This is a genomic window from Bradyrhizobium sp. CCBAU 51745 (genome assembly GCF_028128715.1).
Classification (GTDB): domain Bacteria; phylum Pseudomonadota; class Alphaproteobacteria; order Rhizobiales; family Xanthobacteraceae; genus Bradyrhizobium; species Bradyrhizobium manausense.
Genome location: NZ_LBJP01000054.1, coordinates 1 through 23539, shown reverse-complemented (window position 1 = coordinate 23539; position 23539 = coordinate 1). Strand labels below are relative to the sequence as shown.

The window sequence follows — 23539 nt, the reverse complement described above, 5'->3', positions numbered from 1 at the left end:
CACCGATGGATCGAGCTTCACCGTCAACGGCCACACCATCACCTTCAAGGCGGGAGCTGTTCCGGCTGCGGCGTCGGCTCCGAGCGGCTATGGTGTCAGCGGCAACATCGCGACCGACGGTAGCGGCAATTCGATCATCTATCTTGGTGCCAGTGCCACGAACGCGACAGCCACGGTTGGCGATGTTCTGAAGGCGGTCGACCTTGCCAGCGGCGTTCAGAATGCGGTCGTGGCTGCGGGCGCAGCGACGATCACCACCAACGCCAGCCAGACGACGTCGGTGAGCGCGCTCGCTGGCGGCAAGATCACGCTGGAAACCTCGACCGGTGCCGATCTCAGTGTGGTTGGCAAGGCCGACCTGCTGAAGGCTCTCGGCCTGACCACGGCGACCGGCTCCGGCAATGCCACAGTGACGGCGACCCGCACCACCAGCTCGGCCAGCCTCGGCTCGCTGATCACGGACGGTTCGACGCTGAACGTCAACGGCAAGACCATCACGTTCAAGAACGGCGGTACGCCGGCGGCTGCGAACGTGCCCTCCGGGTCCGGCGTGTCCGGCAACGTGGTCACCGATGGCAACGGCAACTCGACCGTCTACCTGAACAAGGGCACCATCGCCGACATTCTGAATGCGGTGGACCTCGCCACCGGCGTGCAGACCGCATCCAACTCCGGCGGCACGGCGACCCTGGGCACCGCGACCGGCCAGACCAACTCGTCGATTGTTGCCGGCGCGCTGCACATCTCCACGGGCGCGAACTCGGATCTGTCGATTACCGGTTCGGGCAACGCGCTGTCCGTACTCGGTCTCACCGGGTCGACCGGCACCGGCACGGCCTTCACGGCGAGCCGGGCCGCTGCTCCCGGCAGCATCTCGGGCAAGACCTTGACCTTCACTTCCTTCAATGGCGGCACGGCGGTCAACGTCACCTTCGGCGATGGCACCGGCGGTACGGTCAAGACGCTGGACCAATTGAATGCCAAGCTGCAGGCCAACAATCTGGCCGCGACGATCGACGCCAACGGCCTGCTCACGGTGTCCGTGATCAACGACTATGCGTCGTCGACGATCGGCTCGGCGACTGCTGGCGGTGCGATCGGCGGCACGATCACGACCGCCTTGACCTGGACCAACGCGACAACGCCGACAGTCGACGCGGTCGCTCAGGCCACCCGTTCGAATCTCGTTGCGCAGTACAACAACATCATGTCGCAGATCGACACGACCTCGGTCGACTCGTCGTTCAACGGCGTGAACCTGCTCAACGGCGACCAGCTCAAGCTGGTGTTCGACGAGACCGGCAAGTCGAGCCTGAACATCACCGGCGTGACCTTCAACTCGAAAGGGCTCGGTCTCGCCGCGCTGCTGCAGGGCACCGATTTCATCGACAACGCCGCGACCAATCGCGTGCTCACCAGCCTGAATTCCGCCTCGAGCACCTTGCGCTCGGAGGCTTCGACCCTCGGTTCGAACCTCTCGGTGGTGCAGGTGCGTCAGGACTTCAACAAGAACCTGATCAACGTGCTGCAGACCGGTTCGTCCAACCTGACGCTGGCCGACACCAACGAGGAAGCGGCCAACAGCCAGGCGCTGTCGACCCGCCAGTCGATCGCGGTCTCCGCGCTCTCCCTGGCCAATACTTCGCAGCAGAGCGTGCTCCAGCTGCTCCGTTAATAAGTAGCTGATATCGCAGAATAAAATAGGGCGGCGGGGCTTCGGCCCCGCCGCCTTTTTTGTCGTTCTGGAGGGCCTACGAGCCGTCAACCCCGCATTAACCCTATCCCTTAAGTCGCCGTTAACCATACTTTAAAGGACAGCCCCTAAGACTCCACCAAAGCACGTTCCAGATCGGCGAGCCCGATTCGTATCCGGTTCAAGAGGAAGACCGCCAATGTCCAACATCGTTCTCTCGGCGTCAGTTCGCCAGAACCTGTTGTCGCTGCAATCCACGGCCGATCTGCTCGCCACCACCCAGTCGCGTTTGTCGACCGGCAAGAAGGTCAACACCGCGCTCGATAACCCGACCAACTTCTTCACAGCGCAGGGGCTGGACAACCGGGCGAGCGACATCAGCAACCTGCTCGATGGCATCAACAACGGTGTGCAGGTGCTGCAGGCCGCGAATACCGGCATCACCTCGCTGCAGAAGCTCATCGACAGCGCCAAATCGATCGCCAACCAGGCGCTGCAGACCACGGTGGGCTATTCGACCAAGTCGAACATCTCGACCACGATTCCCGGTGCGACGCCGGCGGATCTGCGCGGCACCACCAGCTATACGAACGCAACCGCGACCGGCAATGTCGTTACCAACGGCACCGCCGGCGGCACGACCCCGATCACGACGGCGACGACGCTGGGCGGCATTTCGCAATCTCTGGTCGGAGCTGCGGCTCCGAACGGTGCCGGCACGGCCGCAAGTCTCGCCCCCGGGCTGTTCCTGTACGGCTCGCCGGCAGCTGCGAGCACCATCGCCGCAAATGGCGCGCCGGCAGACGGTGACGTGATGGTGGTGGACGGCAAGACGATCACTTTCCGCGCCGGTCCCACGCCTGCAGCCGGTGCAGTTCCCGCAGGCTCGGGCCTCAACGGAAACATGGTCACCGACGGGAACGGCAATTCGACCATTTACATGGGCACGCCTGGCACTCCGACCGCCACCGTTCAGGACGTGATGAATGCAATCGACCTGGCGAGCGGCGTGCAGAAGGCGGCCATCTCGGCAGGCCTTGCCACACTATCCAACTCGTCCGGCACAAACGCGGCCATCGCCGGCGGCGTTCTGACCCTCACGACTGGCACGGGCTCCGACCTCAGCATCACCGGCAAGTCCGATCTTCTGAACGCACTTGGTCTGACGACCGCGACGGGTTCCGGCAACACGACCGTCACGAAGACTCGTCTGACCACGTCGGCGACGCTGGGCAGCCTCGTCCAGGACGGTTCCACGCTCAACGTGGACGGCAAGACCATCAGCTTCAGGAACGCCGTGGTGCCGGCCGCCGCTCCGGCGGGGTCCACCAAGATCGGCAATCTCGTGACCGACAACACGACCGGCAACACGGTGGTGTATCTTCAGGGTGGCAACATCCAGGACACGCTAAATGCAATCGACCTGGCGACTGGGGCAGGTACGATCAGCGGCGGCGCGGTGGTTGCGGCGAGCGGCTCGTCGCTGTCGTCGGTCGTTAACGGTGCACTCAAGCTCTCAACCGGCACCTCGGCGGATCTGTCGATCACCGGGACGGGAAATGCCCTCTCCGCATTCGGACTGACCGGATCCACGGGCACCGCCACCGCCTTCACTGCGACCCGCGCGCCGGGAACGGGCAGCATCTCGGGCAAGACGCTGACCTTCACCTCGTTCAACGGCGGGACACCCGTCAACGTCACGTTCGGCGACGGCACCCATGGTACCGTCAAGACGCTCGATCAATTGAACGCTCAGCTTCAGGCCAACCACCTGACTGCGACGGTCGACGCCAACGGGCTGCTCACGATCACCACCGTCAACGAGTACGCCTCCTCGACGCTCGGCTCAAACACGGCCGGCGGCGTGGTCGGCGGCACGATCACCGGCGTGGCCTCTTTCACGACCGCGCAGCCGCCGATTCAGGACCCGGTCGCGCAAACCGCGCGTTCGAACCTCGTCAGCCAGTTCAACAACATCCTGGCGCAGATCGACACGACGTCGCAGGACTCCTCGTTCAACGGCGTCAACCTGCTGAATGGCGATACGCTCAAGCTCATCTTCAACGAAACCGGCAGCTCCACGCTCAATATCAATGGTGTGGTGTTCAACGCGGCCGGCCTGGGTCTGAGCAACCTCGTCAGCGGCATCGACTTCATCGATAACGGGGCCACCAACAGGGTACTCACCAGTCTCAACGCGGCCTCGAGCACTCTGCGCTCGGAAGCGTCCGCGCTCGGCTCCAATCTCTCGATCGTGCAGGTGCGTCAGGACTTCTCCAAGAACCTGATCAACGTGCTGCAGACCGGCTCGTCCAACCTGACGCTCGCCGACACCAACGAGGAGGCGGCCAACAGCCAGGCGCTGTCGACCCGCCAGTCGATCGCGGTCTCCGCGTTGTCGCTGGCCAACCAGTCGCAGCAGAGCGTGCTGCAGCTGCTCCGCTAGTTCGAAAGCGCAAATACAAAGTTTGAGACGGCGCGGCGGGGCTAATGCTCCGCCGTTGTTTTGAGGGAGTTCGCTAAGACGGGATTAGCTGCGATCGATGCGCATGATGCAGTGCAAGTTTACAGCTTGCATCTTGCGCAACTATCATCGCGCTCATGAAGCACTCTGTGACCCGTAATAATCCGGAGTCCTTCCAAGCGCACATGTAAGCAAATCTTAAGCGCTGCTGCATAGGGTTGGGAAAGAAATCCTTAAGTCCGTTCAACGGACTAGGAAGCTTCCAAGGTGTGATTGATGTCGAATTCCGCTGCCTCGGCCTACGCGCGTGTCGCAACGACCACCGCATCTCCTCGCGACATCGAAGCGCAGACTCTGCTGAAGGCTGCCAACAAGCTCCAGGATGCCGTCAACGCCGCTGATCCGTTCAGCGAGCAGACCACGCAGGCGCTGTTGTTCAATCGCAAGCTCTGGACCATCTTCCTCAGCGAGGCGATGCGCGACAACAACCCGCAGCCGCTCGAGGTCCGGCAGAAGATCGCCAATATCAGCGTGTTCGTGCTGAGCCAGACTGCGGCGCTGCAGATGAGCCCGCAGTTCGATCACTTCCGCCCGCTGATCGAGATCAACCGCAACATCGCCGCCGGTCTGTCCGGCCGGCCGTGACGGAACGAGCCCGGCCACGCTCGACAAATGAGTGGCCGATTAAGCGCTGAGGTCCGTGTTGAGCGGGCGCGTGGGCTCCGACTTCAAATCCAGTGCGTGGAAATAGGCTCGCCGGCGCAGGATCGCCTCGTCGGGAAATTGAGTGACCACTGCCTCGGTCTTTTCGTTGACGACCTGGAAGACCATGGATGCAGCGGCCTGGTCGAACACGACCTGACGCGAGATGTTCGCATTGCTCTGCAGATCATTGCTCGCGGGCGCGCTCGTGTCGCTCGCGGCGACCGTCTGGCTCAGCGGCAGATCGGTTTGCACGGCATCGTTCGCCGCCGAATTCGACGTCGTTACGAACTGCACGGGGGCCGGGATCCCCACCGGCCGGATGCTGAAATCTGTACTCATGGCAGCCTCCTGGTTGCCTTGCGTGAGTCAAATCCCAACCCCTCTCAATGCGCAACCATGGAACACCAGGATTGAAGACCCGGTTAGCAAACGTGCCTAACCGCGCGACGCTTTTGCCGCGCGGTTTTTCGTAAAATTTGAAGCAGTTTTGGTGTGTGCCTAGAGCGTGCGACTAACCGCGAGCGGAGTGATGTGACGGGGCCCCGGCGCGGCGCGGCGGCCCGCTGCGGTATAGGTGTTCGGCACATTGCGCTTCTGGATCTCGGCGTTGACGCCGCGCACGACGCTTTCCGAGACCGCATGCGCGGTCGCGAGCACGGTAAGGTTGACCTGGAGCATGGCGCGGAAGGCGTCGTGGTGCCGGTGCAGTGTCGATAGCAGCTCGGGCGCCGATTTTGCAAGCTTGTCCTGGTTCGCTTTCAACTGGCCGACGGCGGCGACATAGCGCTTCGACAGCTCCTGCTTCTTGCCTTCCATCGTCATCGCCTCGCGGACCTTGCCGGCGCGGACCAGTTCGGTCTCGCGCTCGATCAGGCCGAGCAGGGCGTTCATCGCATCCATCAGATCTTCAGCGAGCTTGCGCGCCTCGGCGCTGCCGGGCGTGTTGTTCGGGCGCTGCGCTGGCATCGGCTGACGTGACGCGTTGAAGTGGTTCATCTCGTTTGACCTTATGCCGTACGAAGAGTGGTTTTGGCCTGCTGCATGATCAGGGTACGGTAGACGTCGCGCGCGACGCCGACGCCGCCGGCGCTGGCAAAGTTCTTGGAATATTGCTCGGTCAGCATCGAGCGCCATACGCCTGTGCCGGGCGTGTCGCCGAACGGACCTTCGCCCTTCAGGCCTGAAGTCATCTGCGCGAACATGCTGTTGAGGAACATGCCTTCGAAATCGGTGGCGGTCTTCTGCGCCTTGGCCTGCTGCTGCGGCGAGACCTTCTGGAGCGCTGCGGCGAGCTCGAAGTCGGGCCGGCCGTTGCGGCTTTCCACCGCGAAGGCGGGGTTCGAGGAAACAGCAGCGGTGGCGAGACGCGCGGTGTTGATCGTGCCGGTCTGCATCACATCACCTCGATGTCGGCTTCGATCGCGCCGGCGGCCTTGATCGCCTGCAGGATGCTGATGAGGTCGCGCGGGCCGATGCCGAGGCCGTTGAGGCCGTCGACGAGCTGTTGCAGCGAGACGCCGTCCTTGACGACGGCAAACTTCTTGCCGTCCTCGGTGACGCCGACGCTGGAGCGCGGCGTCACCACGGTCCGCCCCCGCGACAGCGAGTTGGGCTGGCTCACTTGCGGGCTCTCGGAAATCGTCACCGTGAGATTGCCCTGCGCGACCGCGACGGTGGCGACGCGGACGTCGCGGCCCATCACGATGATGCCGGAGCGCTCGTCGATGATGATCTTGGCGGCAAGATCGGGATCGACCTGGAGCTGCTCGATCTCGGTCAGGAAGGCGACGACGTTGCCCTTGAACTCGGGTGGGATCGTCAGCTGCACCGTCGAGGGATCGATCGGCTCGGCACTCTTGACGCCGAGATAGTCGTTGATCGCGGCGGCAATGCGCTTGGCCGTGGTGAAGTCGGCGTTGCGCAGCGCGAGCCGGACATTCGGCAGGCGATTGAGCGCGAACTCGATCTCGCGCTCGATGATGGCGCCGTTGGCGATGCGCCCGACGGTCGGGACACCGCGCACGATTTTCGCCGCTTCGCCCTCGGCCTGGAAGCCGGAGATCGCGAGCGAGCCCTGCGCGACCGCATAGACATTGCCGTCGGCACCTAACAGGGGGGTGACGAGCAGGGTGCCGCCGCGCAGATCCTTGGCATCGCCAAGGGCCGAGACGGTGACGTCCATGCGCGTGCCCTGCGTGGCGAAGGCCGGCAGGTTGCCGGTCACCATCACGGCGGCGACGTTGCCGGTCCGGATCGTGGCGCCGCGGATGTTGACGCCCATGCGTTCCAGCATCGCTTGCAGCGACTGCTTGGTGAAGGGGATGTTGTTGAGGGTGTCGCCGGTGCCGTTGAGGCCGACCACGAGGCCGTAGCCGATGAGCTGGTTCTGCCGCACGCCTTCGATATTGGCGAGGTCCTTGATGCGCGAGGTCGCGTTTGCGGACGCGGCCGATAGCGCCAGCGCTGACAGCGCGGCAAAGGCCACCCCAAAAATCCTCACCCAACGAACGCCTGGCATCCTGTGCTCCCCAAGGCTTTCCGAAAAGCCTCCTCACGTCTCGGACCACCTGCGACACTCCCATGACGAGCTGGTCCGACGCTGTCCTTGCGAGCGTTGTGCCAACGCGGTGCAGAGGGCCTAGATGGTTGAATAGGTTGAGTAAATTTGTTTGCTCCGATGTCAGCGGCTGTTGCCGCTAAGGAGCGAAACTGCCGCGTGTCGGCAGATTTTGCCGGGCCGTTTACGCCTCGTTAACCATAATGTGGCGAATGTGGCGCATCGATCACCCGGATTGCTTCGATGCGCATCTACGGACCGAATGGCACCACGCTTGGGACGCCGGCCAGCCAGGCCAGGCGGACGAGCTCCGGCACCTTCGTGTTGCCGGACACCTCATCGGCGCAGGAGACGCGGAGCGCAGCTGCGCCGAAAGCCACCGCCAACATCGACGGGCTGCTCGCGCTGCAAGGTATTGAGGAAGATCCGATCGAGCGCCGCAAGCGTTCGGTCGCCCGCGGCAAGACCGCGCTCGACGTGCTCGACGACCTCAAGATGGGATTGTTGTCGGGCAATCTCGACAAGTCGACCGTGATGCGGTTGCGTGATGCGGCGGCGAATTTGAAATCGTCCTCCGGCGATCCTGGCCTTGATTCCGTGCTGGCCGAGATCGAGCTGCGGGTCGAGGTCGAGCTGGCCAAGGCCGGGCAGGGCTAGTCAGGCAGGCTTAAGAACGTGATCCGTCACCCTGAGGTGGCCGCTTCTTCAGCGGCCCTCGAAGGGCGACGGCCCCGCTGATGCGTCTCGGCCGTTCATCCTTCGAGGCTCCCGGCGCGATGCTTTGCATCGCGCCGCTCGCACCTCAGGATGACGGGACTCCTATGAGTCTTCCACGCGCAGTCGCTACGCCGCTTCTTCCTTCTGCTGCGCGTCGTAGCGGCGCTGGGCGGCGAGCACGTCTTTCAGATTCTCCTCGGCCCAATCGCGCAGCGGATCGACCGCGGCGGCGAGCGTCACGCCGAGCTGCGTGATCGAATATTCGACCGTGACCGGCACGGTCGCGATGGCTCGGCGCTTGAGCAGGCCGTCGCGTTCCAGCGACTTGAGAACCTGGCTCAGCATCTTCTGAGAAATCCCCTCAATCGTGCGGCGCAACTGATTGAAGCGCATCGGCTCCTCGCGCAGCAGCAACAGGATCAGCACGGCCCATTTGTCGCCGACGCGATCGAGAATTTGGCGTGTTGGGCACTCGGCGGCATAGACATTGGGTTTCATCTCGGTTTCTCGCGCTTGGCTCGCATCTATTGTTCCGGTTACTCCTGCGTAATCAGGTAAGCACAAAGTGCGCTCTTAACACTAGCATTCTTTGCGATATCTAGTCACTGATAGTTACTTCTGGAGCAAAGGAGCCTTCCATGAAAATCGCAGTTGCCGGCGCCTCGGGCCGGGCCGGGTCGGAGATCACCAAGGAACTGTCCCGCCGGGGGCACACGGTCACCGCCATTGCCCGGAATCCGGAGAAGATTGCAGGCCTGCCGAACGTCACCCCGACCAAGGGAGACGTTCTCGACCAGGCCGGTCTGACGAAACTCTGGAGCGGCCACGACGTTGCGGTGAGTTCCGTGCACTTCCTGGCGAGCGACCCGCACAAGCTGATTGGCGCGGCCAAGGCTTCCGGCGTCGGACGCTATCTGGTTGTCGGCGGCGCCGGCAGCCTTGAGGTCGCTCCCGGCGTCAAACTGGTCACAACTCCCGGTTTTCCGGCTCAATACAAGGCCGAGGCAGAGGCGGGGTCTGCGTTCCTCGACCTGTTGCGGCAGGAAAAGGAGCTGAACTGGACCTTCATCTCGCCCTCGGCACTGTTCGTCGAGGAGGCGCGGACGGGCAAGTTCCGGCTCGGCACCGACCAGCTTCTCGCAGATGCGAACGGCAAGAGCTGGATCAGCTTCGCCGACTACGCGATCGCGCTCGCCGACGAGATCGAGAAGCCGGCCTATCAGAGGCAGCGTTTTACGGTCGGGTACTAGGCTTTTGGCCGCCCCCGGGCTTCTGCCGGATAAACCTTCCTGTGCAAGGGCTTGGGGGCGGTAACCGCGCCATTAAGGAAATATTGTCTGTCACAGGTGGTAGCTATATAAGCCCCGGCTCAACGGACCCCGTTCCGTTCTTGAGTCGTTGCTTAAGAAGATAGGCCGCCCTTGGAAAAGTTGAAAAACTACCGACCGACCGAAAAAGAGCCTTTCATGAACGACCGGCAGAAGGAGTACTTCCGTTTGAAGCTCCTCGCCTGGAAGGATGAGATCCTCAAAGAGTCCAAGCTCACCCTGCAAGCCCTGCAGGAGGAGAACGTGAACCACCCCGATCTTGCCGATCGGGCATCGTCCGAAACCGACCGCGCCATCGAACTCCGCGCCCGCGACCGCCAGCGCAAGTTGATCGCCAAGATCGACGCCGCGCTCCAGCGCATCGAGGACAACACCTACGGCTATTGCGAGGATACCGGCGAGCCGATCTCGTTGAAGCGGCTCGAAGCCCGGCCCATCGCGACGCTCTCGGTGGAAGCGCAGGAGCGCCACGAGAAACGCGAGAAGGTCTATCGCGACGAATAGAGTCCGAGCCGCAGCGATGCGGCTCTTTGTTTTTGGGACGCAAGGCGCCGTTTGGCGCCATGATCAGCGTTTTGCCTGTCGCTTGCCGCCAAGCGACTCGAGGTGTGGGCGCGATCGCGAAAAGTGAATCGCGATCAATGACCTGAAGTCCACTCTTGCGAGCTCACGTGAGTTCACATGAGAAACAGCCTTCACTTCAGGTGCGGGAGGTTTTGCGAGTCGCATCAACGGGATCGGCCCGGATGCTGTGAAGCTGAGCCAGCAGCATCAAGTTTCGCTGCAATCAGGCTTTCCTGCGACGCGGCAAGGCGCGCATCCCCATAAAGCCCGGACCAGCTCAAAATTTCCTTAAACGCCGGCAGCAGCGGCGGGGCCGGTTTCGTCGGCATCCGACGCGGCGATCCTCGCCACCGCCGAAAGCCTGATCCGGCTCGGCCTCGTCAAGGCTTGAGGCCGCACGCCGGCCGCGCTTGTCAGGCCCGGGCGGGGATGCTCCACTGCCGCCTTGATTTGCGTAGCGTGGGAGAGGCGGCGCCGATGGACAAGATACTCGAAGCCGCAAAGGCGATCGCGCTGGCCCGCCGGAACCATGCGCCACTCGCGGCGCTGGAACATCCGCCGGGTGACGAGGCCGAGGGCTATCAGGTCCAGCGCGCGCTGCATGATCTCTTGCTGCCGCATGCAGGTCCGCTGGTCGGCTACAAGATCGGCTGTACCAGCCAGGTGATGCAGGAGTACATCGGCATCCCGCACCCCTGCGGCGGCGGCGTGTTCCAGAAGGGCGTGCACGACAGCGGCGTCAAGCTCGCGGCTTCCGACTATGTCCGCGTCGGCGTCGAATGCGAGATCGCCGTGCGCTTGAAGCGGAACCTTGCCGCCGGCGAGGCGCCGTTCACGGCGGAATGGGTCGGTGAGGCCGTCGAGGCCTACCATTCCGCCATCGAGATCGTCGACGACCGCTATGTGAAGTGGGAGACGATGGGCGCGCCGACGCTGATTGCCGACGATTTCTTCGCCGCCGGATGCGTGCTGGGCCCCGCCGTCCCGCGCTCGTCGGTGCCGGACCTGAAAGCGGTCAAGGGTCGCGCCATCGTCAACGGCGAGGAAGTCAGCCACGGCACCGGCGCCGACGTGCTCGGCCATCCCCACAACGCACTCGCCTGGCTCGCCAACCATCTCGCCGCGGAAGGCAAGGGGCTGCATGCGGGACAACTCGTGCTGACGGGGAGCCTGGTCAAGACGCTGTGGCTGAAAGCCGGCGACAAGGTGCGGATGGAGCTGGATGGGCTCGGCGTGGTGGAGGCGGAGTTTACTTAGGAAGGGGCGGCCGGTCCCCGCCGTCATTCCCCGCGAAAGCGGGGAATCCAGTACGCCGCGCTGTCCCGATCCAGAAACGAAGGCCTCGGAGTACTGGATCGTCCGCCTTCGCGGACGATGACAGCAGAGTGCTTGGCTTGCGCTACTGCTCATCACAATCGCTGACGACAGACAGGGCAAAGCGCCTTCGCCAAAAATACATGCGGCCCTCGCCAGGGGAGCTAGCGAGGGCCGCGTCGTACATCGTCGTTCGCGCCTAGGTTCGCGAGCACGATGTGGGAGCTCGGGAGAGGCTTAGAAGGGCAGCAGCACGTCCATGACTTGCTGGCCGTAGCGCGGCTGCTGCACATCCATGATCTGGCCGCGGCCGCCATAGGCGATGCGGGCCTGTGCGATCTTGGTGGAATCGATGGTGTTGTCGCTCTGGATGTCTTCGGGGCGGACGATGCCGGCGACGATGAGTTCGCGGATCTCGTAGTTGACGCGGATCTCCTGCTTGCCCTCGACCACCAGGTTGCCATTCGGCAGCACCTGCGTCACGACGGCGGCGACGTTGGTCTGCAAGGCTTCCTTGCGGTCGACGCTTCCCTTGCCCTCGCTGGACGCGGTGGAGTCGGCGGTGAGAATGCGGCCGGGCAGGATCTTGTTGGCCTGCGTGATCGTCTTCGCGCCGATGAAATCGGTGATGCCCGAATCTTCCTTGTTGCTGCGGCTGCGCTGGGTGTCGTTCTCGATATTGGCCTTGTCGGTGATGTTCACGGTCACGGTCAGGAGATCGCCGACCTGATGGGCGCGCTGGTCCTTGAAGAAGGCGCGGCTGCCGTTGCGCCACAGCGAGTTCGGATTGTAGGAGGCGACTTCCGGCTTGGGCATCGGCATCTGCACCGGCTTGTAGCCGGGCTGCGTCGTCGGATTGTCGATCGCCGACAGCTTCGGTTGCTCGCCGATCTGGGACAGGCGGTCGATCGAGGAGCAGCCGCCCAGCGCGCTCGCTGTCAGCAACAGTGCGGAGATCGCGATGTGACGAAGACGGGAAGCCGAACTGAAAGCGGACATGACGAACTCTTACTTTGCTTGTGCTTGCGAGGCGCGAGCTTGCGGGATCTGGGCATCTGCGATCCGGGCCGGCGAATTCGGCGCTTGGACCAGGTTGCGGAGGAGGGCTGCGGTGTCGACAGGGGCGGGCGCTTCGTCCCGCTTGAGCGAGGAGGTGTGTTCGACCGCCGGTTCCATCGGCGCAGACTGGCTGGCGCCCTGTACGGTGACCTGGCCGCGGCCGGTGACGACACCGGTCAGCGTGCGCTTGGTCTGCAGATTGAGGACACTCACGGTGTCGCCCTCGGCGCCGCCCTCGATCGCCTTGCCGCGGGTGGTGAGGTAGATCCCCGGGACCTGGTAGATCACGGTGACGCTCTGGTCGCGCGACACGAATTCGGGCTTGGCGATGTCGGCGATGCGGATCGGCGTGCCGGCGCGCATCGGCCGGCGCAGCTGCATGCCGATGGCGCGGTCGCGCTGCGCGGGCTCACCCGTCACTTCGGCCTTGGGCCGTCGCTCCAGCGCGACATCGGAGGATTTCAGCATCTCGGTGCGATCGACGTCGCGGGTCAGGACAGCGACGTCGATGGTCTCGATCGCGGTGCCGGTCAGGCGCAGCTTGGTCGGCGCCGGGTTGCTGTCGTTGTTGATCTCGAACGAGATGTCGAAGCGGCCGCCGCGAGCATCGTAGCGGGTCGCAACCGGCTGCAGCGTGCCAGTGTTGGAGGCTTCCAGCCGCATGTCGGAGATGCCACGGTCGAAGGTGACGGTGATGTTGGCGGCATCGCCCAGGCCGAAGCGGCGCTCGAGCGCGGAAGTGACCGCGTTTTCGAGGTCCTTGTTGGCGAGCGTACGGGCAAGCCGGGTGACCTGGACTTCCTTGATGTCGCCGATCATCACGCCGATCACCTGCTTGGCGCGGAGCACGTTCAGGACCTGGGCGACCGGCAGCGCGCCGGTGGTGCCGAGATCGGGCGAGCGATAGACCGGAACCTGCGCGGCCGAACCGGCATTGTCGATGAGGTCGCCGACCCGCACCACGTCCGAGCTGACCGTGACGCTGGCGCGCAGCTTCGGCGCGGCGATGCCGTCGTCGGCGGCCTGCGCCGGGAGGGCCAGCACGAGCATGGCGGAGATTGTGACAAGTGCGGTGCGGATCATCATCATCACCTCAGCGGAACAGCGCCGTGGTCGATTGCATCATCTGGTCGGCGGCGCTGATCACCTTGGCGTTCATCTCATAGGCGCGCTGTGCGGCGATCAGGTCGCTCATTTCCGAGACGACGTCGACATTGGCCTGCTCGAGGCTGCCCTGGGTGATCTTGCCGTAGCCTTCCGAATTCGCGATGCCGTCCTGCGGCGTGCCTGACGACGTCGTCTCAATGAACTGGTTGCTGCCGACCGGCTGCAAGCCCGCCTTGTTGATGAAACGGGTCACGCCGATCTGGCCGAGAACGGTGTTGGTCGACGAGCCCGGCAGCGTCACGGTCACCTGGCCCTGCTCGTTGACGGTGATGCCCGAGGCGTTGTTCGGAATCGTGATGGTCGGCTGCACCGGGTTGCCGCCGGCGGTGACGACGCGGCCCTGATTGTCCATCTGGAACGTGCCGTCGCGGGTGTACTGGAAGGTGCCGTCCGGCATCAGGATCTTGAAGAAGCCTTCGCCGGAGATGGCGAGATCGAGGTCGTTGCCGGTCTGCGACAGCGTACCTTGCGTCATGCTGCGCGGCGTGCCGACGGTCTTGACGCCGCCACCGATGTCGACGCCGACGGGCAGGATGGTGCCCTGGTCCGAGGCCTGGGCGCCGACGCGGCGGACGTGCTCGTAGATCAGGTCCTCGAACGCCGCGGTCTGTTTCTTGAAGCCGGTGGTGCGCAGGTTGGCGATGTTGTTGGAGATCACCTGAACGTTCAGTTCCTGTGCCGCCATTCCGGTCGCTGCGGTGTGAAGCGCCTGCATGTCAGTTCTCTCCTAATCAGGCCGGAACGTCGGCGAGCTTTTCGATCGCCGATTTGTGGAGGTCGCTCTGCTGCTGGAGCAGGTTGGCGATGGCGGTGTAGCTGCGCATCACCTCGACCATGCGGCTCATCTCGCCGACCGAATTCACGTTCGACTTCTCGATGTAGCCCTGCTGCAGGGTGGACTTGGCGTCGGGCTGCTGGGTCGCGGAGCCTGTGTCATAGAGATTGGCGCCGAGCTTGGTCAGCTTGGCCGGATCGTCGAACGTCACCATGCGGATCTTGCCGCGGATCGTGTCGGTCTTGGCCGTGCCCTCGAGCACCGTCACGGTGCCGTCGGGGGCGACGTTGATGTCGTGGTCGGTCGGCTGGAACACGATCGGGCCGGCGGTGCCGAGCACGAGGTTGCCGTCCGAGGTCATTAGCTGGCCGGTGCTGCTGAGCGCGAACTTGCCGTCGCGGGTGTAGCGCTCGGCGCCGTTGGCCTGCACGGCGAAGAAGGCGTTGCCGCTGATCGCCATGTCGAGCGGGTTGTTGGTCGCCTCCATCGGCCCCTGGCCGACGTCGCGATAGGTGCCGCGGTCCTGCACATAGGAGACCCGGCGGTCGGAGCCGATGAAATTGTCCTCATGCGCGTTCGAGCGGAGATACTCCTCGAACAGCGAATGGTCGGCCTTGAAGCCGTTGGTGTTGACGTTGGCGACGTTGTTGGCGATGACATCCATCTGCCGCTCCAACGTCATCTGCCGTGACAATCCGATCAGAAGCGCATTCTGCATCGGTCAATCTCCCCTTGCGTGAGACCTGCCATCTCGCTCTCCCAAGCGCGCCGGCCGATCCCCTGAACGAGGCCGTCGGGTTCTCCCAAACCATCCGGTCTCGCCCCTCTCTGAGCGAAAGCCGTGCCAAGTCGGAAAGATGTGTGATTACAGTCGCTTGCTTATTTTTCGGCCGAGAAGGCAGGGGGCAGAAAGGTTCTGTTAGCCATGTTTGCCCGGCAGATTTTTCCTAGCAGAGGGCCGATTGAAAGGTTCCGTTAACCATTATTACCGTAGCGTTTGCGTGTGAGAGGAGCGCTTTGCGCTGGGGCATTTGTATCGCGTCACTGTCTGCCAGGAGGCTTCGCCCTTTCGACCCTTTATGAGATGAGCGGGCCCGGACGATCATGGCAGAGAATGAAGCGGAAGGCGGCGCAGCCGCCGAAGGCGCGGAAGCCGCTGCCCCCAAGAGCAAGTTCAAGCTGATCCTGATCATCGTCGGCGTGCTGGTCGTGCTCGGCGGCGGTGCCGCCACCTGGTTCCTGTTCTTCCGTCATGGCGACGACGAGCACCATGCCGAGGTCGCGCCCCCGCCCAAGCCGCCGGCCTTCGTCGAGGTGCCCGACATGATGGTCAACCTCGCCGGCGCGCCCGGCGAGCGCGTGCAATATCTCAAGCTCAAGATCGTGCTCGAGCTGAAGGAAGAAAAGCAGATCGAGGCGATCAAGCCGTCGATGCCGCGGGTCACCGACATCTTCCAGACCTATGTGCGCGAGCTCCGCTCCTCCGACCTCAACGGCTCCGCCGGCATCTTCCGCCTCAAGGAAGAGCTGACCAAGCGCGTCAACGCCGCGGTCGCGCCGATCCAGGTCAGCGCGGTGCTGTTCAAGGAAGTCGTGCTCCAGTGAGGATGCAGCGGAAGGGTACGGGCTAGCGTCATGGCCGGCAACGAGCAGATGGACCAGGATGCGATTGCCGCCCAATGGGAGGCGTCGCTCGATTCCGAGGATCCCGCGGAGGCCGCGAAGGCCGCTGCCGAAAACGAACTCTCGGAAACCATGGCCCTGCAATGGGCGGCCATGGTCGAGGACGGCAGCCGCGATCTCGGCAACGGCAAGAACTCCGGCGAGCGGGTGCTGTCGCAGGAGGAGATCGACAATCTCCTCGGCTTCACCGTCGGCGACGTCACGCTCGACGATCACAGCGGCATTCGCGCGATCATCGATTCGGCGATGGTCTCCTACGAGCGTCTGCCGATGCTCGAAATCGTCTTCGACCGCCTGGTGCGGCTGTTGACGACCTCCTTGCGCAATTTCACCTCCGATAACGTCGAAGTCTCGCTCGACCGCATCACCTCGGTGCGCTTCGGCGATTACATGAACTCGATCCCGCTGCCTGCCGTGCTCTCGGTGTTCAAGGCCGAGGAGTGGGAAAACTTCGGCATGGCGACGGTGGATTCCAGCCTGATCTACTCGATGATCGACGTGCTGCTCGGCGGCCGCCGCGGCTCGAGCCAGCTGCGCATCGAGGGCCGGCCCTACACCACGATCGAGACCGAGCTGGTCAAGCGCCTGGTCGAGGTGGTGCTGACCGATGCCGAGCAGGCGTTCCGGCCGCTGTCGCCGGTGACCTTCACGATCGACCGGCTCGAGACCAATCCGCGCTTCGCCGCGATCAGCCGTCCCGCCAACGCCGCGATCCTGGTGCGCCTGCGCATCGACATGGAAGACCGCGGCGGCAACATCGAGCTCTTGCTTCCCTACGCGACCATCGAACCGATCCGGCCCGTTCTGCTCCAGATGTTCATGGGCGAAAAGTTCGGCCGTGATCCGATCTGGGAAGGCCATTTCGCCACCGAGATCGCCCAGGCCGAGATTTCCGTTGATGCCGTGCTCTACGAGGCCGACATTCCGCTCAAGCAGCTGATGCGGCTCAAGGTCGGCGACACGCTGCCGCTGGACATGCGCGCGGATGCCAACGTCACCGTGCGCTGCGGCGACGTCACCATCACCGAAGGACGCATGGGCCGGGTCGGAGAGCGCGTTGCGATCCGCGTGACGAAACCCCTGCGCAAGCCAAGTACGACACTTGCGATGTTCGAGAAGGTGGACGAACAGAATAAGCTGATGGAGGCCCCATGAACCACTCACTAGGAATGGCGATCGAGACGCTGGTGGCCATCCTGCTGATGCTCACGATCGGCTACTGCATCCTGCTCAACAAGCGGCTGACGCGGCTGAAGGCGGACGAGCATTCGCTGAAGGCCGTGATCGCAGAGCTGATCACCGCGACCGAGATCGCCGAACGCGCGATCGGCGGGCTCAAGCTCGCCGTGCGCGACGTCAACGAGAATCTCGGCAGCCAGCTCGCGGCCGCGACGCAAATGTCCGATCAGCTCTACAAGCAGCTCGGCGAAGCCGACCATGTGGTGCGCCGCCTCTCCAAGATCGCCATCGCGGCGCGCCCGGTGACCAATCCGGAAGCTGCCGCTGCCCCCGTCGCCAAGCCGTCGCCCGCGAAAGCGGTGGCCGCCGCCGCCGAAGCCTTCTCGGAGCGCCGAAGGTCCAACGGTATCGCCGCATAAAGTCAGGGTATGAAGTCCTTTCGTAACATCCGCGTCATTCCGGTCGTGCTGGTTGCGGTCGCAGGTCTCGCCACGCTGAAAGTGGCAGGGCTCGTGATCAATGGCGGCTACGTGTTCGACTACCAGCCGAACACGTTGAAGAAGTCCTGGGCGCAGCAGAATTTGAACTTCCCGACCGGGCGAGAGGACCCTGACATCACCGGCTCGACGCATGGCGAGCCGAAGGAAGCGCCGAAGCCGGCCGCACCCGAGAGCAAGCCCGAGGGCACTTCGGTCAAGATGGACGAAGCCCAGCCGCAGGTCTCGGCCTCGGAGCGGGCGATCCTGGAACGGCTGCAATCGCGCCGCCAGGAGATCGAGGCCCGCCAGCGCGAGATCGACATCCGCGAGAGCCTGTTGAAGTCGGCCGAAAAGCGCATCGAAGGCAAGGTCGAGGAAATGAAGGCCGTGGAGTCCCGCATCAGCGCGACCCAGGCCGAGCAGAAGGCCGCCGAGGCCCAGCGCCTCAAGGGCCTCGTGACCATGTATGAAGGCATGAAGCCCAAGGACGCCGCGCGGGTGTTCGACCGGCTCGAGATGAGCGTGCTGATCGAGATCGCCTCGGCGATCGCCCCCCGCAAGATGTCCGACATCCTGGGACTGATGTCGTCGGAAGCCGCCGAGCGGCTGACGGTCGAGATGGCGCGCCGTGCCAATGGCGGCGGGGATCAGGCTGCTTCCGCCGGGGATCTTCCCAAGATCGACGGCAAGCCGACGCAAAAGCCGAATTGAGGGCTCATACTTAAGAAGTCCTTAATTGGCAAAACCTACATTCGAGGGCATGGGCCGGCCTTAGCGCCGGCGTGGACCCGTCGAACCGGAAGAAATGCCGCCAATGGCGCGAGAGGCTGCCGCTGGATTTGTGTCGCGAGCCCGCGCCCTGGCGCTGGCGCTGTCGCGCCATGTCCGGAAAGCGGTCTTGCTGGGCGCCTGCGCGCTGGTCATTCTTAATTCTTTTGCCCGCGCCGCCGATCCGATCCGGGGCGAGGCGACTTTCTCGGCCGGTGGCGGCTTTGCCCGTCTCGTCATCAAGCTCGGCGAGGATGTTCCCTCCGAGGTGACGACCGCCGGCTCCATTCTCGTCATCCGCTTCGACCGCCCGGTCGACGTTCCCGTCGATCGCGTGCCGGAGGGCGCGCCCGACTATATCAACTCCGCGCGTCGCGACCCTGATGGCAGCGCCATCAGGCTGTCATTGGCACGGCGCGTCACCGTCAACACCATGAATGCGGGCGAGCGCACCTTCATCGACCTGCTGCCGGAGGGATGGAAGGGCCCGCCACCGAGCCTGCCGATGGATGTGGTGAAGGAGCTCGCCGAGCGCGCCCGTGTTGCCGAGCGCGCACTGCGCGCCCAGCGCGCCGCAGCCGAAAGCAAGAAGCGTCCGCCGATCCGCGTGCGCGCCTCGGTCCAGCCGACCTTCGTGCGCTTCGTGTTCGAGATGCCCGACGGCGTCGGCGTCTCCTCCGTGCTCAATGAGCAGAGGCTCACGCTCGTCTTCAATGCCAATCTCAACTTCGATCTCGCCGATGCCGTCGTCGCCGCGCCGCCGAACGTCGCTTCGATCAAGCAGAAGGCTGACATCGATACGACCAGCGTCGAGATCGCCCTGATCGGCGATTCCGACGTGCACTCCTTCCGTGACGACAAGAACTATGTCGTCGACATCGCCTTCCAGCCCGACAAGGGCAAGACCGCGGCGACGCCGGAGGCCGCGATCGCAAAGGCTGAGGCCGGCAGTCACGGACCGGCGCCGGCGGCTGAAAAGCCTGCGGCCGCCAAGCCGAAGGAGGCTCATAGCGAGATCAAGCCGCCGACCTCGGAGGCGATCGCGCGCGAAGCCAAGATCGAGGTGAAGCCCGAAGCGCCCGCCGCGATGCCGGCAGCCGAAGCGCCGAAACCTGCTGCTGCCGTCAACTCGACCGAAGCTCCGCATGTCACGGATGCGCCCAAGCCGCCCGCAATGGAAGCCGCCGCACCTGCCAAGCCCATGGCTGCCGAAGCGCCTAAAGAAGTCGCGAAGGAGCCGGTCAGGGAACAGACCAAGGAGACGGTCAAGGAAGCAGCAAAGGACGCGCCCAAACCGGCTCCGGTCGAGGCGCAAGCCGGCGCGCCGCCCCCTGTTGCCGGCGTCGATGCGCGGCGCGACAGCGACGGCTTGCGCGTGACGTTCCCGCTTTCCGTTGCAACGCCGGCCGCAGCGTTCCGCCGCGGCGACACGGTGTGGCTGGTGTTCGACTCGCCAAAGCCCATCGATGTCGAAGCGATCCGCGCCCGGGGTGGTGCGATGATCGGCGAGGTCAGCCGCATGCCACTCGAGAAGGGACAGGCGGTGCGAATCCGTCTCACCCGTCCGCTGGTCTATTCGCTGACCAGCGAGGAGGTCGGCAAGGAGACCAACTGGCTGCTGACGCTCGCCGACAAGATCCAGGCGCCGCCGTTGCCGCTGATGATGTCTCGCAACATCACCGATCCCGCACTCGCCAACATCGCCATCCCCTTTGCCGATCCAGGCCAGCTGCACAAGCTTACCGACCCTGACGCCGGTGACATGCTCTACGTCGTCACCGCGCAGCGGCCGGTCCGCGGCTTCATCAAGCGACAGGATCTCGTCGATCTCTCGCTGCTGGAATCCGCGCACGGCATCGCGATTCGGCCAAATTCCGACGATGTCGGCGTCGAGGTCGGACAGGACAAGGTCATTCTCGGCAAGAAGGGCGGCCTGACGCTGTCGCCGGTCGACGTCTCTGCGGAGCGCGCACCGACTGCGGTGCGGCCGGTCTTCAGTCCCGAGAGCTGGCGCAAGGGCCAGTCGGAAGATTTCTGGACGCGCCAGAGCGATCTGATCACGGCGATCTCGGCCGTCGAGCCGGCGCAACGCTCGCTGCCGCGGCTCGATCTCGCCCAGTTCTACATGTCGCGCGCGATGTATTACGAAGCCAAGTCCGTGACCGAGGTGATGCTTTCAGATCCGCTCAACAAGGAGGAGAGCAGCGCGCTGATCATCCACGCGATCGCGAGCATCCTGATCGGGCGTACGACCCAGGGCCTGAAGGATCTCGCCAACCCCGTGATCGGCAACAGCCACGATTCCCAGCTCTGGAAGGCGCTCGCTTATGCGCGCCAGGGCAAATGGGCGGACGCCCGAGAGAAATTCAAGAACGTCGAATTCGCCATCGCCTCGCTGCCGCTGGACATCCAGCGCATCGTGACGATGGATGCGATGCGCGCCTCGCTCGAGGTCAAGGACTACGCCGGCGCGTCCAAGCGCCGCGGCGAGATCGAAGTGGTCGGCGTGCCGCCGGAGGCGGCGCCTGGCTTTGCGGTGCTGCGCGGCCGGCTCGCCGAAGCGCTCGGGCACGACAAGGACGCACTCGACGACTATAAATTCGCGGTTGCCTCGGCCGATCGGCAGGCCGCCGCCGAAGCCAAGCAGCTCGAGGTCGCGTTGCGCCAAAAGCGCGACGAGATCGGCAAGGAAGAGGCGCTGAAGGAGCTAGAGACGCTGTCGATGACTTGGCGCGGCGACTCGATCGAGGTCAAGACGCTGCAGATGCTATCGCAGCTCTATTCCGAAAGCGGGCGCTACCGCGACGCACTCACCGCGGCGCGCACCGCGACGAAGATGCAGCCGAACTCGGAAGCCTCGCGCCAGGCGCAGGATCTGGCCTCGGATCTGTTTACGCAGATCTTCCTGGGGCCCAAAGGCGATGAACTGCCGCCGGTCGAGGCGCTCGGGATGTTCTACGAGTTTCGCGAGCTGACGCCGATCGGCCGCCGCGGCGACGAGCTGATCCGCCGTCTTGCCGACCGTCTCGCTTCGATCGACCTGCTCGACCAGGCCGCCGAGCTCCTGCAATACCAGGTCGACCACCGCCTCGAAGGCGCAGCACGCGCGCAGGTCGCCGCGCGCCTGGCCATGATCTATCTCGCCAACCGCAAGCCGGACATGGCGATCACGGCGCTGCGCGCCAGCCGCATCAGCGACCTCTCCGGCGAGCTGCGGCAGCAGCGCCTGCTGCTCGAGGCGCGGGCGCAGAGCGACGTCGGCCGCCATGACCTCGCGCTCGACATCGTTTCCAACGTAGCGGGGCGTGAAGTGCTGCGGCTGCGGTCGGATATTTTCTGGGCGGCGCGGCGCTGGCGGGAGTCCGCCGAGCAGATCGAGCTCTATTACGGCGACCGCTTCCGCGACTTCAAGCCGCTCAACGCGGTCGAGAAGAGCGACATCATCCGCGCCGCCGTCGGCTATGCGCTTGCCGACGATTCGATCGGACTGTCGCGTTTCCGCGAGAAATACGCGCCCTTGATGAGCGAGAGCGCCGACCGGATCGCCTTCGACATAGCCAGCAAGCCGGCCGCCGCCTCCAGCGCCGAATTCGCCGAGATCGCAAAACTCGCCGCAAGCGTCGACACGCTCGACGGTTTCCTGCGCGAGATGAAGCAGCGCTTCCCCGACGCCACCGCCCGCGCCCCGGCCTCGCCGCAGGCCAAGGACGAGACCGAGCACACCGGCTCGCTGCCGACGATCCCCGTGGTGCGGCAGATCAAGATGACGCGGTAGAAATTCTGCTACTTCTGGCCTCTCGACAGGTGCCGGCCGAGGCGGCAACCTGCCCACTTTCGTGCCGGGAGAGCGACGATATGAGCAAGCCTGCCAAGACCGAAGCCGAACTCATCGCCATGGCGCGGGCCGAATTGAAGGTCCATGCCAACGGCCCTGACAGCCTCGTCATCTCTGTTGTCCGCGACGGCGACAGCTGGGAGTTCCGCGCCGACGCCGACCAGGCCACACGCGACAAGCCCGGCTTCCCCGAAAGCGTCGCGATGCTGGTGCAGATCGGCGATCACCTCAGCAAGCAGTATGATGTGAAGCGGTAGAGGCCGTTGAACGACCCACATTCTCGGTGTCATCGCCCGATTTGATCGGGCGAACCAGTACTCCGAGACAGTCGTGATGAGATGGAGAGGCCGCGGCGTACTGGATGCCCCGGTCGAGCCGGGGCATGACAGCGGAAGTTGCGGTAATTATCCCCCGTAACTCTGCACCAGGCTCCCCGCCACCAGCGACCAGCCGTCGACCAGCACGAAGAAGATCAGCTTGAACGGCAGCGAGATCGTCGCGGGCGGCAGCATCATCATGCCCATCGACATCAGCACCGAGGCGACGACGAGGTCGATGATCAGGAAGGGGAGGAACAGCAGGAAGCCGATCTCGAAGGCGCGCTTCAGCTCGGAGATCATGAAGGCCGGGACCAGGATGCGCAGCGCGAGGTCGTCGGGCGTCGCCGGTGGCGGCTCGCCGGAGAGATCGAGAAACAGCTTCAAATCCTTCTCGCGCACGTTCTTCTGCATGAAGCCGCGCAACGGAACGGAGGCGCGCTGGAACGCGTCCTCGACGCTGATCTGGTTGGCGACCAGCGGGCGGATGCCGTCGTCGTAGGATTTCTGCAGCACTGGTCCCATCACGAAGAAGGTGAGGAACATCGCCAGCGCCAGGATCACGGAGTTCGGCGGCGCGGTCGCCGTGCCCATCGCGGTGCGCAGCAGCGACAGCACGACCACGATGCGCGTGAACGACGTCATCATGATCAGGATCGACGGGGCGATCGACAGCACCGTGAGCAGCGCAATCAGCTGGATCGCACGCTCGGTGACGCCGCCACCGCCAGCCCCGCCGCCGCCGAGATTGATGCTGATGTCCTGCGCATGCGCGGGCATCGCGAGCGACGTCGCGGCGATCAGGACAGAAAAAAAGAATACTCTACGCGGGAAGGACGGCAGCCTCACGAAGACGGCTTCGGACGGCCGAGCAGCGAGGCCATCTCGTCTTCGAGATTTTCAAAGCTGGTCTTCTCCTGAGCCGGCCTTGCCGG

23 protein-coding genes are annotated in these 23539 nt (G+C 64.2%); 13 read left to right on the top strand and 10 right to left on the bottom strand.

Annotation, left to right across the window (positions count from 1 at the left end; translation table 11 throughout):
• The 3 genes from XH98_RS13570 to flaF all read left to right on the top strand — a co-directional run.
• A partial coding sequence (locus tag XH98_RS13570) for a DUF1522 domain-containing protein (RefSeq protein WP_271618880.1) occupies positions 1 to 1675 on the top strand: 1675 nt, incomplete at its 5' end.
• Positions 1676 to 1892: 217 nt separating this feature from the next.
• The gene (locus XH98_RS13565) at positions 1893 to 4139 is read left to right on the top strand and encodes a DUF1522 domain-containing protein (protein WP_271599934.1); all 2247 of its coding nucleotides are present in this window, start codon (positions 1893 to 1895) and stop codon (positions 4137 to 4139) included.
• Positions 4140 to 4433: 294 nt separating this feature from the next.
• A complete protein-coding gene (flaF, locus tag XH98_RS13560) occupies positions 4434 to 4802 on the top strand; it encodes a flagellar biosynthesis regulator FlaF (protein WP_220003020.1) in 369 nt (122 codons plus the stop codon).
• Between the two features lie 39 nt (positions 4803 to 4841).
• On the opposite strand, the gene XH98_RS13555 is transcribed toward flaF, so the two are convergent.
• The 4 genes from XH98_RS13555 to XH98_RS13540 form a co-directional block, all read right to left on the bottom strand.
• Positions 4842 to 5201, bottom strand: a complete 360-nt coding sequence (locus tag XH98_RS13555; protein ID WP_057747395.1) for a hypothetical protein — start codon at positions 5199 to 5201, stop codon at positions 4842 to 4844.
• Positions 5202 to 5360: 159 nt separating this feature from the next.
• Positions 5361 to 5858 (bottom strand): hypothetical protein, encoded by a 498-nt coding sequence (locus XH98_RS13550; RefSeq protein ID WP_271618879.1) that lies wholly within the window; start codon positions 5856 to 5858, stop codon positions 5361 to 5363.
• Positions 5859 to 5869: 11 nt separating this feature from the next.
• Positions 5870 to 6256 (bottom strand): flagellar assembly peptidoglycan hydrolase FlgJ, encoded by a 387-nt coding sequence (gene flgJ, locus XH98_RS13545; RefSeq protein WP_057747393.1) that lies wholly within the window; start codon positions 6254 to 6256, stop codon positions 5870 to 5872.
• Positions 6256 to 7380: a flagellar basal body P-ring protein FlgI gene (locus XH98_RS13540; protein ID WP_271599937.1), complete on the bottom strand. Its 1125-nt coding sequence runs from the start codon at positions 7378 to 7380 to the stop codon at positions 6256 to 6258. The genes flgJ and XH98_RS13540 overlap by 1 nt, the downstream gene beginning before the upstream one ends.
• Positions 7381 to 7662: 282 nt before the next feature.
• On the opposite strand from XH98_RS13540, the gene XH98_RS13535 reads away from it, so the two are divergent.
• Positions 7663 to 8076 (top strand): flagellar assembly protein FliX, encoded by a 414-nt coding sequence (locus tag XH98_RS13535; protein WP_057747391.1) that lies wholly within the window; start codon positions 7663 to 7665, stop codon positions 8074 to 8076.
• A gap of 186 nt (positions 8077 to 8262) precedes the next feature.
• Here XH98_RS13535 and XH98_RS13530 read toward each other — a convergent pair whose 3' ends face one another.
• Complete coding sequence (locus tag XH98_RS13530; protein ID WP_057747390.1) at positions 8263 to 8634, bottom strand: winged helix-turn-helix transcriptional regulator; 372 nt, start codon at positions 8632 to 8634, stop codon at positions 8263 to 8265.
• 140 nt (positions 8635 to 8774) lie between these two features.
• Between XH98_RS13530 and XH98_RS13525 the strand changes: the two genes are divergently transcribed.
• The 3 genes from XH98_RS13525 (at position 8775) to XH98_RS13515 (ending at position 11285) form a co-directional block, all read left to right on the top strand.
• Positions 8775 to 9386: an NAD(P)-dependent oxidoreductase gene (locus tag XH98_RS13525; protein ID WP_271599938.1), complete on the top strand. Its 612-nt coding sequence runs from the start codon at positions 8775 to 8777 to the stop codon at positions 9384 to 9386.
• A gap of 216 nt (positions 9387 to 9602) precedes the next feature.
• Positions 9603 to 9968 carry an RNA polymerase-binding protein DksA gene (gene dksA, locus XH98_RS13520; RefSeq protein ID WP_008554760.1) on the top strand — a complete coding sequence of 122 codons (366 nt, stop codon included), beginning with the start codon at positions 9603 to 9605 and terminating at the stop codon, positions 9966 to 9968.
• A 537-nt stretch (positions 9969 to 10505) separates the two neighbouring features.
• Positions 10506 to 11285, top strand: a complete 780-nt coding sequence (locus XH98_RS13515; protein ID WP_271618878.1) for a 2-keto-4-pentenoate hydratase — start codon at positions 10506 to 10508, stop codon at positions 11283 to 11285.
• Positions 11286 to 11579: 294 nt separating this feature from the next.
• On the opposite strand, the gene flgH is transcribed toward XH98_RS13515, so the two are convergent.
• From flgH to flgF, 4 genes are read right to left on the bottom strand one after another with little or no spacing between them, the layout of a single operon-like run.
• A complete protein-coding gene (gene flgH, locus XH98_RS13510) occupies positions 11580 to 12341 on the bottom strand; it encodes a flagellar basal body L-ring protein FlgH (RefSeq protein ID WP_271599940.1) in 762 nt (253 codons plus the stop codon).
• A gap of 9 nt (positions 12342 to 12350) precedes the next feature.
• Positions 12351 to 13484, bottom strand: coding sequence for a flagellar basal body P-ring formation chaperone FlgA (gene flgA / locus XH98_RS13505; protein WP_271618877.1), 1134 nt, complete (start codon positions 13482 to 13484; stop codon positions 12351 to 12353).
• A 10-nt stretch (positions 13485 to 13494) separates the two neighbouring features.
• Entirely contained in the window at positions 13495 to 14283 is a 789-nt protein-coding gene (flgG, locus tag XH98_RS13500; protein ID WP_057747386.1) for a flagellar basal-body rod protein FlgG, read from the bottom strand.
• A gap of 16 nt (positions 14284 to 14299) precedes the next feature.
• Entirely contained in the window at positions 14300 to 15061 is a 762-nt protein-coding gene (flgF, locus tag XH98_RS13495; RefSeq protein WP_220003011.1) for a flagellar basal-body rod protein FlgF, read from the bottom strand.
• A 386-nt stretch (positions 15062 to 15447) separates the two neighbouring features.
• Here flgF and fliL point away from each other — a divergent pair, with 386 nt between their 5' ends.
• The 6 genes from fliL to XH98_RS13465 all read left to right on the top strand — a co-directional run bounded on the left by fliL (position 15448) and on the right by XH98_RS13465 (position 22544).
• The gene (gene fliL / locus XH98_RS13490) at positions 15448 to 15948 is read left to right on the top strand and encodes a flagellar basal body-associated protein FliL (RefSeq protein WP_057747384.1); all 501 of its coding nucleotides are present in this window, start codon (positions 15448 to 15450) and stop codon (positions 15946 to 15948) included.
• A 30-nt stretch (positions 15949 to 15978) separates the two neighbouring features.
• Positions 15979 to 17181 (top strand): flagellar motor switch protein FliM, encoded by a 1203-nt coding sequence (gene fliM / locus XH98_RS13485; protein WP_220003009.1) that lies wholly within the window; start codon positions 15979 to 15981, stop codon positions 17179 to 17181.
• Positions 17178 to 17624, top strand: a complete 447-nt coding sequence (locus tag XH98_RS13480; RefSeq protein ID WP_057747382.1) for a DUF6468 domain-containing protein — start codon at positions 17178 to 17180, stop codon at positions 17622 to 17624. Before fliM ends, XH98_RS13480 begins: the two co-directional genes overlap by 4 nt.
• Positions 17625 to 17633: 9 nt before the next feature.
• Positions 17634 to 18395: a MotE family protein gene (locus XH98_RS13475; protein ID WP_271618876.1), complete on the top strand. Its 762-nt coding sequence runs from the start codon at positions 17634 to 17636 to the stop codon at positions 18393 to 18395.
• Positions 18396 to 18498: 103 nt separating this feature from the next.
• A complete protein-coding gene (locus tag XH98_RS13470; protein WP_271618875.1) occupies positions 18499 to 22227 on the top strand; it encodes a tetratricopeptide repeat protein in 3729 nt (1242 codons plus the stop codon).
• An 80-nt stretch (positions 22228 to 22307) separates the two neighbouring features.
• Entirely contained in the window at positions 22308 to 22544 is a 237-nt protein-coding gene (locus XH98_RS13465; protein ID WP_271618874.1) for a hypothetical protein, read from the top strand.
• A gap of 147 nt (positions 22545 to 22691) precedes the next feature.
• Here XH98_RS13465 and fliP read toward each other — a convergent pair whose 3' ends face one another.
• Positions 22692 to 23453 (bottom strand): flagellar type III secretion system pore protein FliP, encoded by a 762-nt coding sequence (fliP, locus tag XH98_RS13460; RefSeq protein WP_271599945.1) that lies wholly within the window; start codon positions 23451 to 23453, stop codon positions 22692 to 22694.
• Positions 23454 to 23539 lie beyond the last annotated feature (86 nt).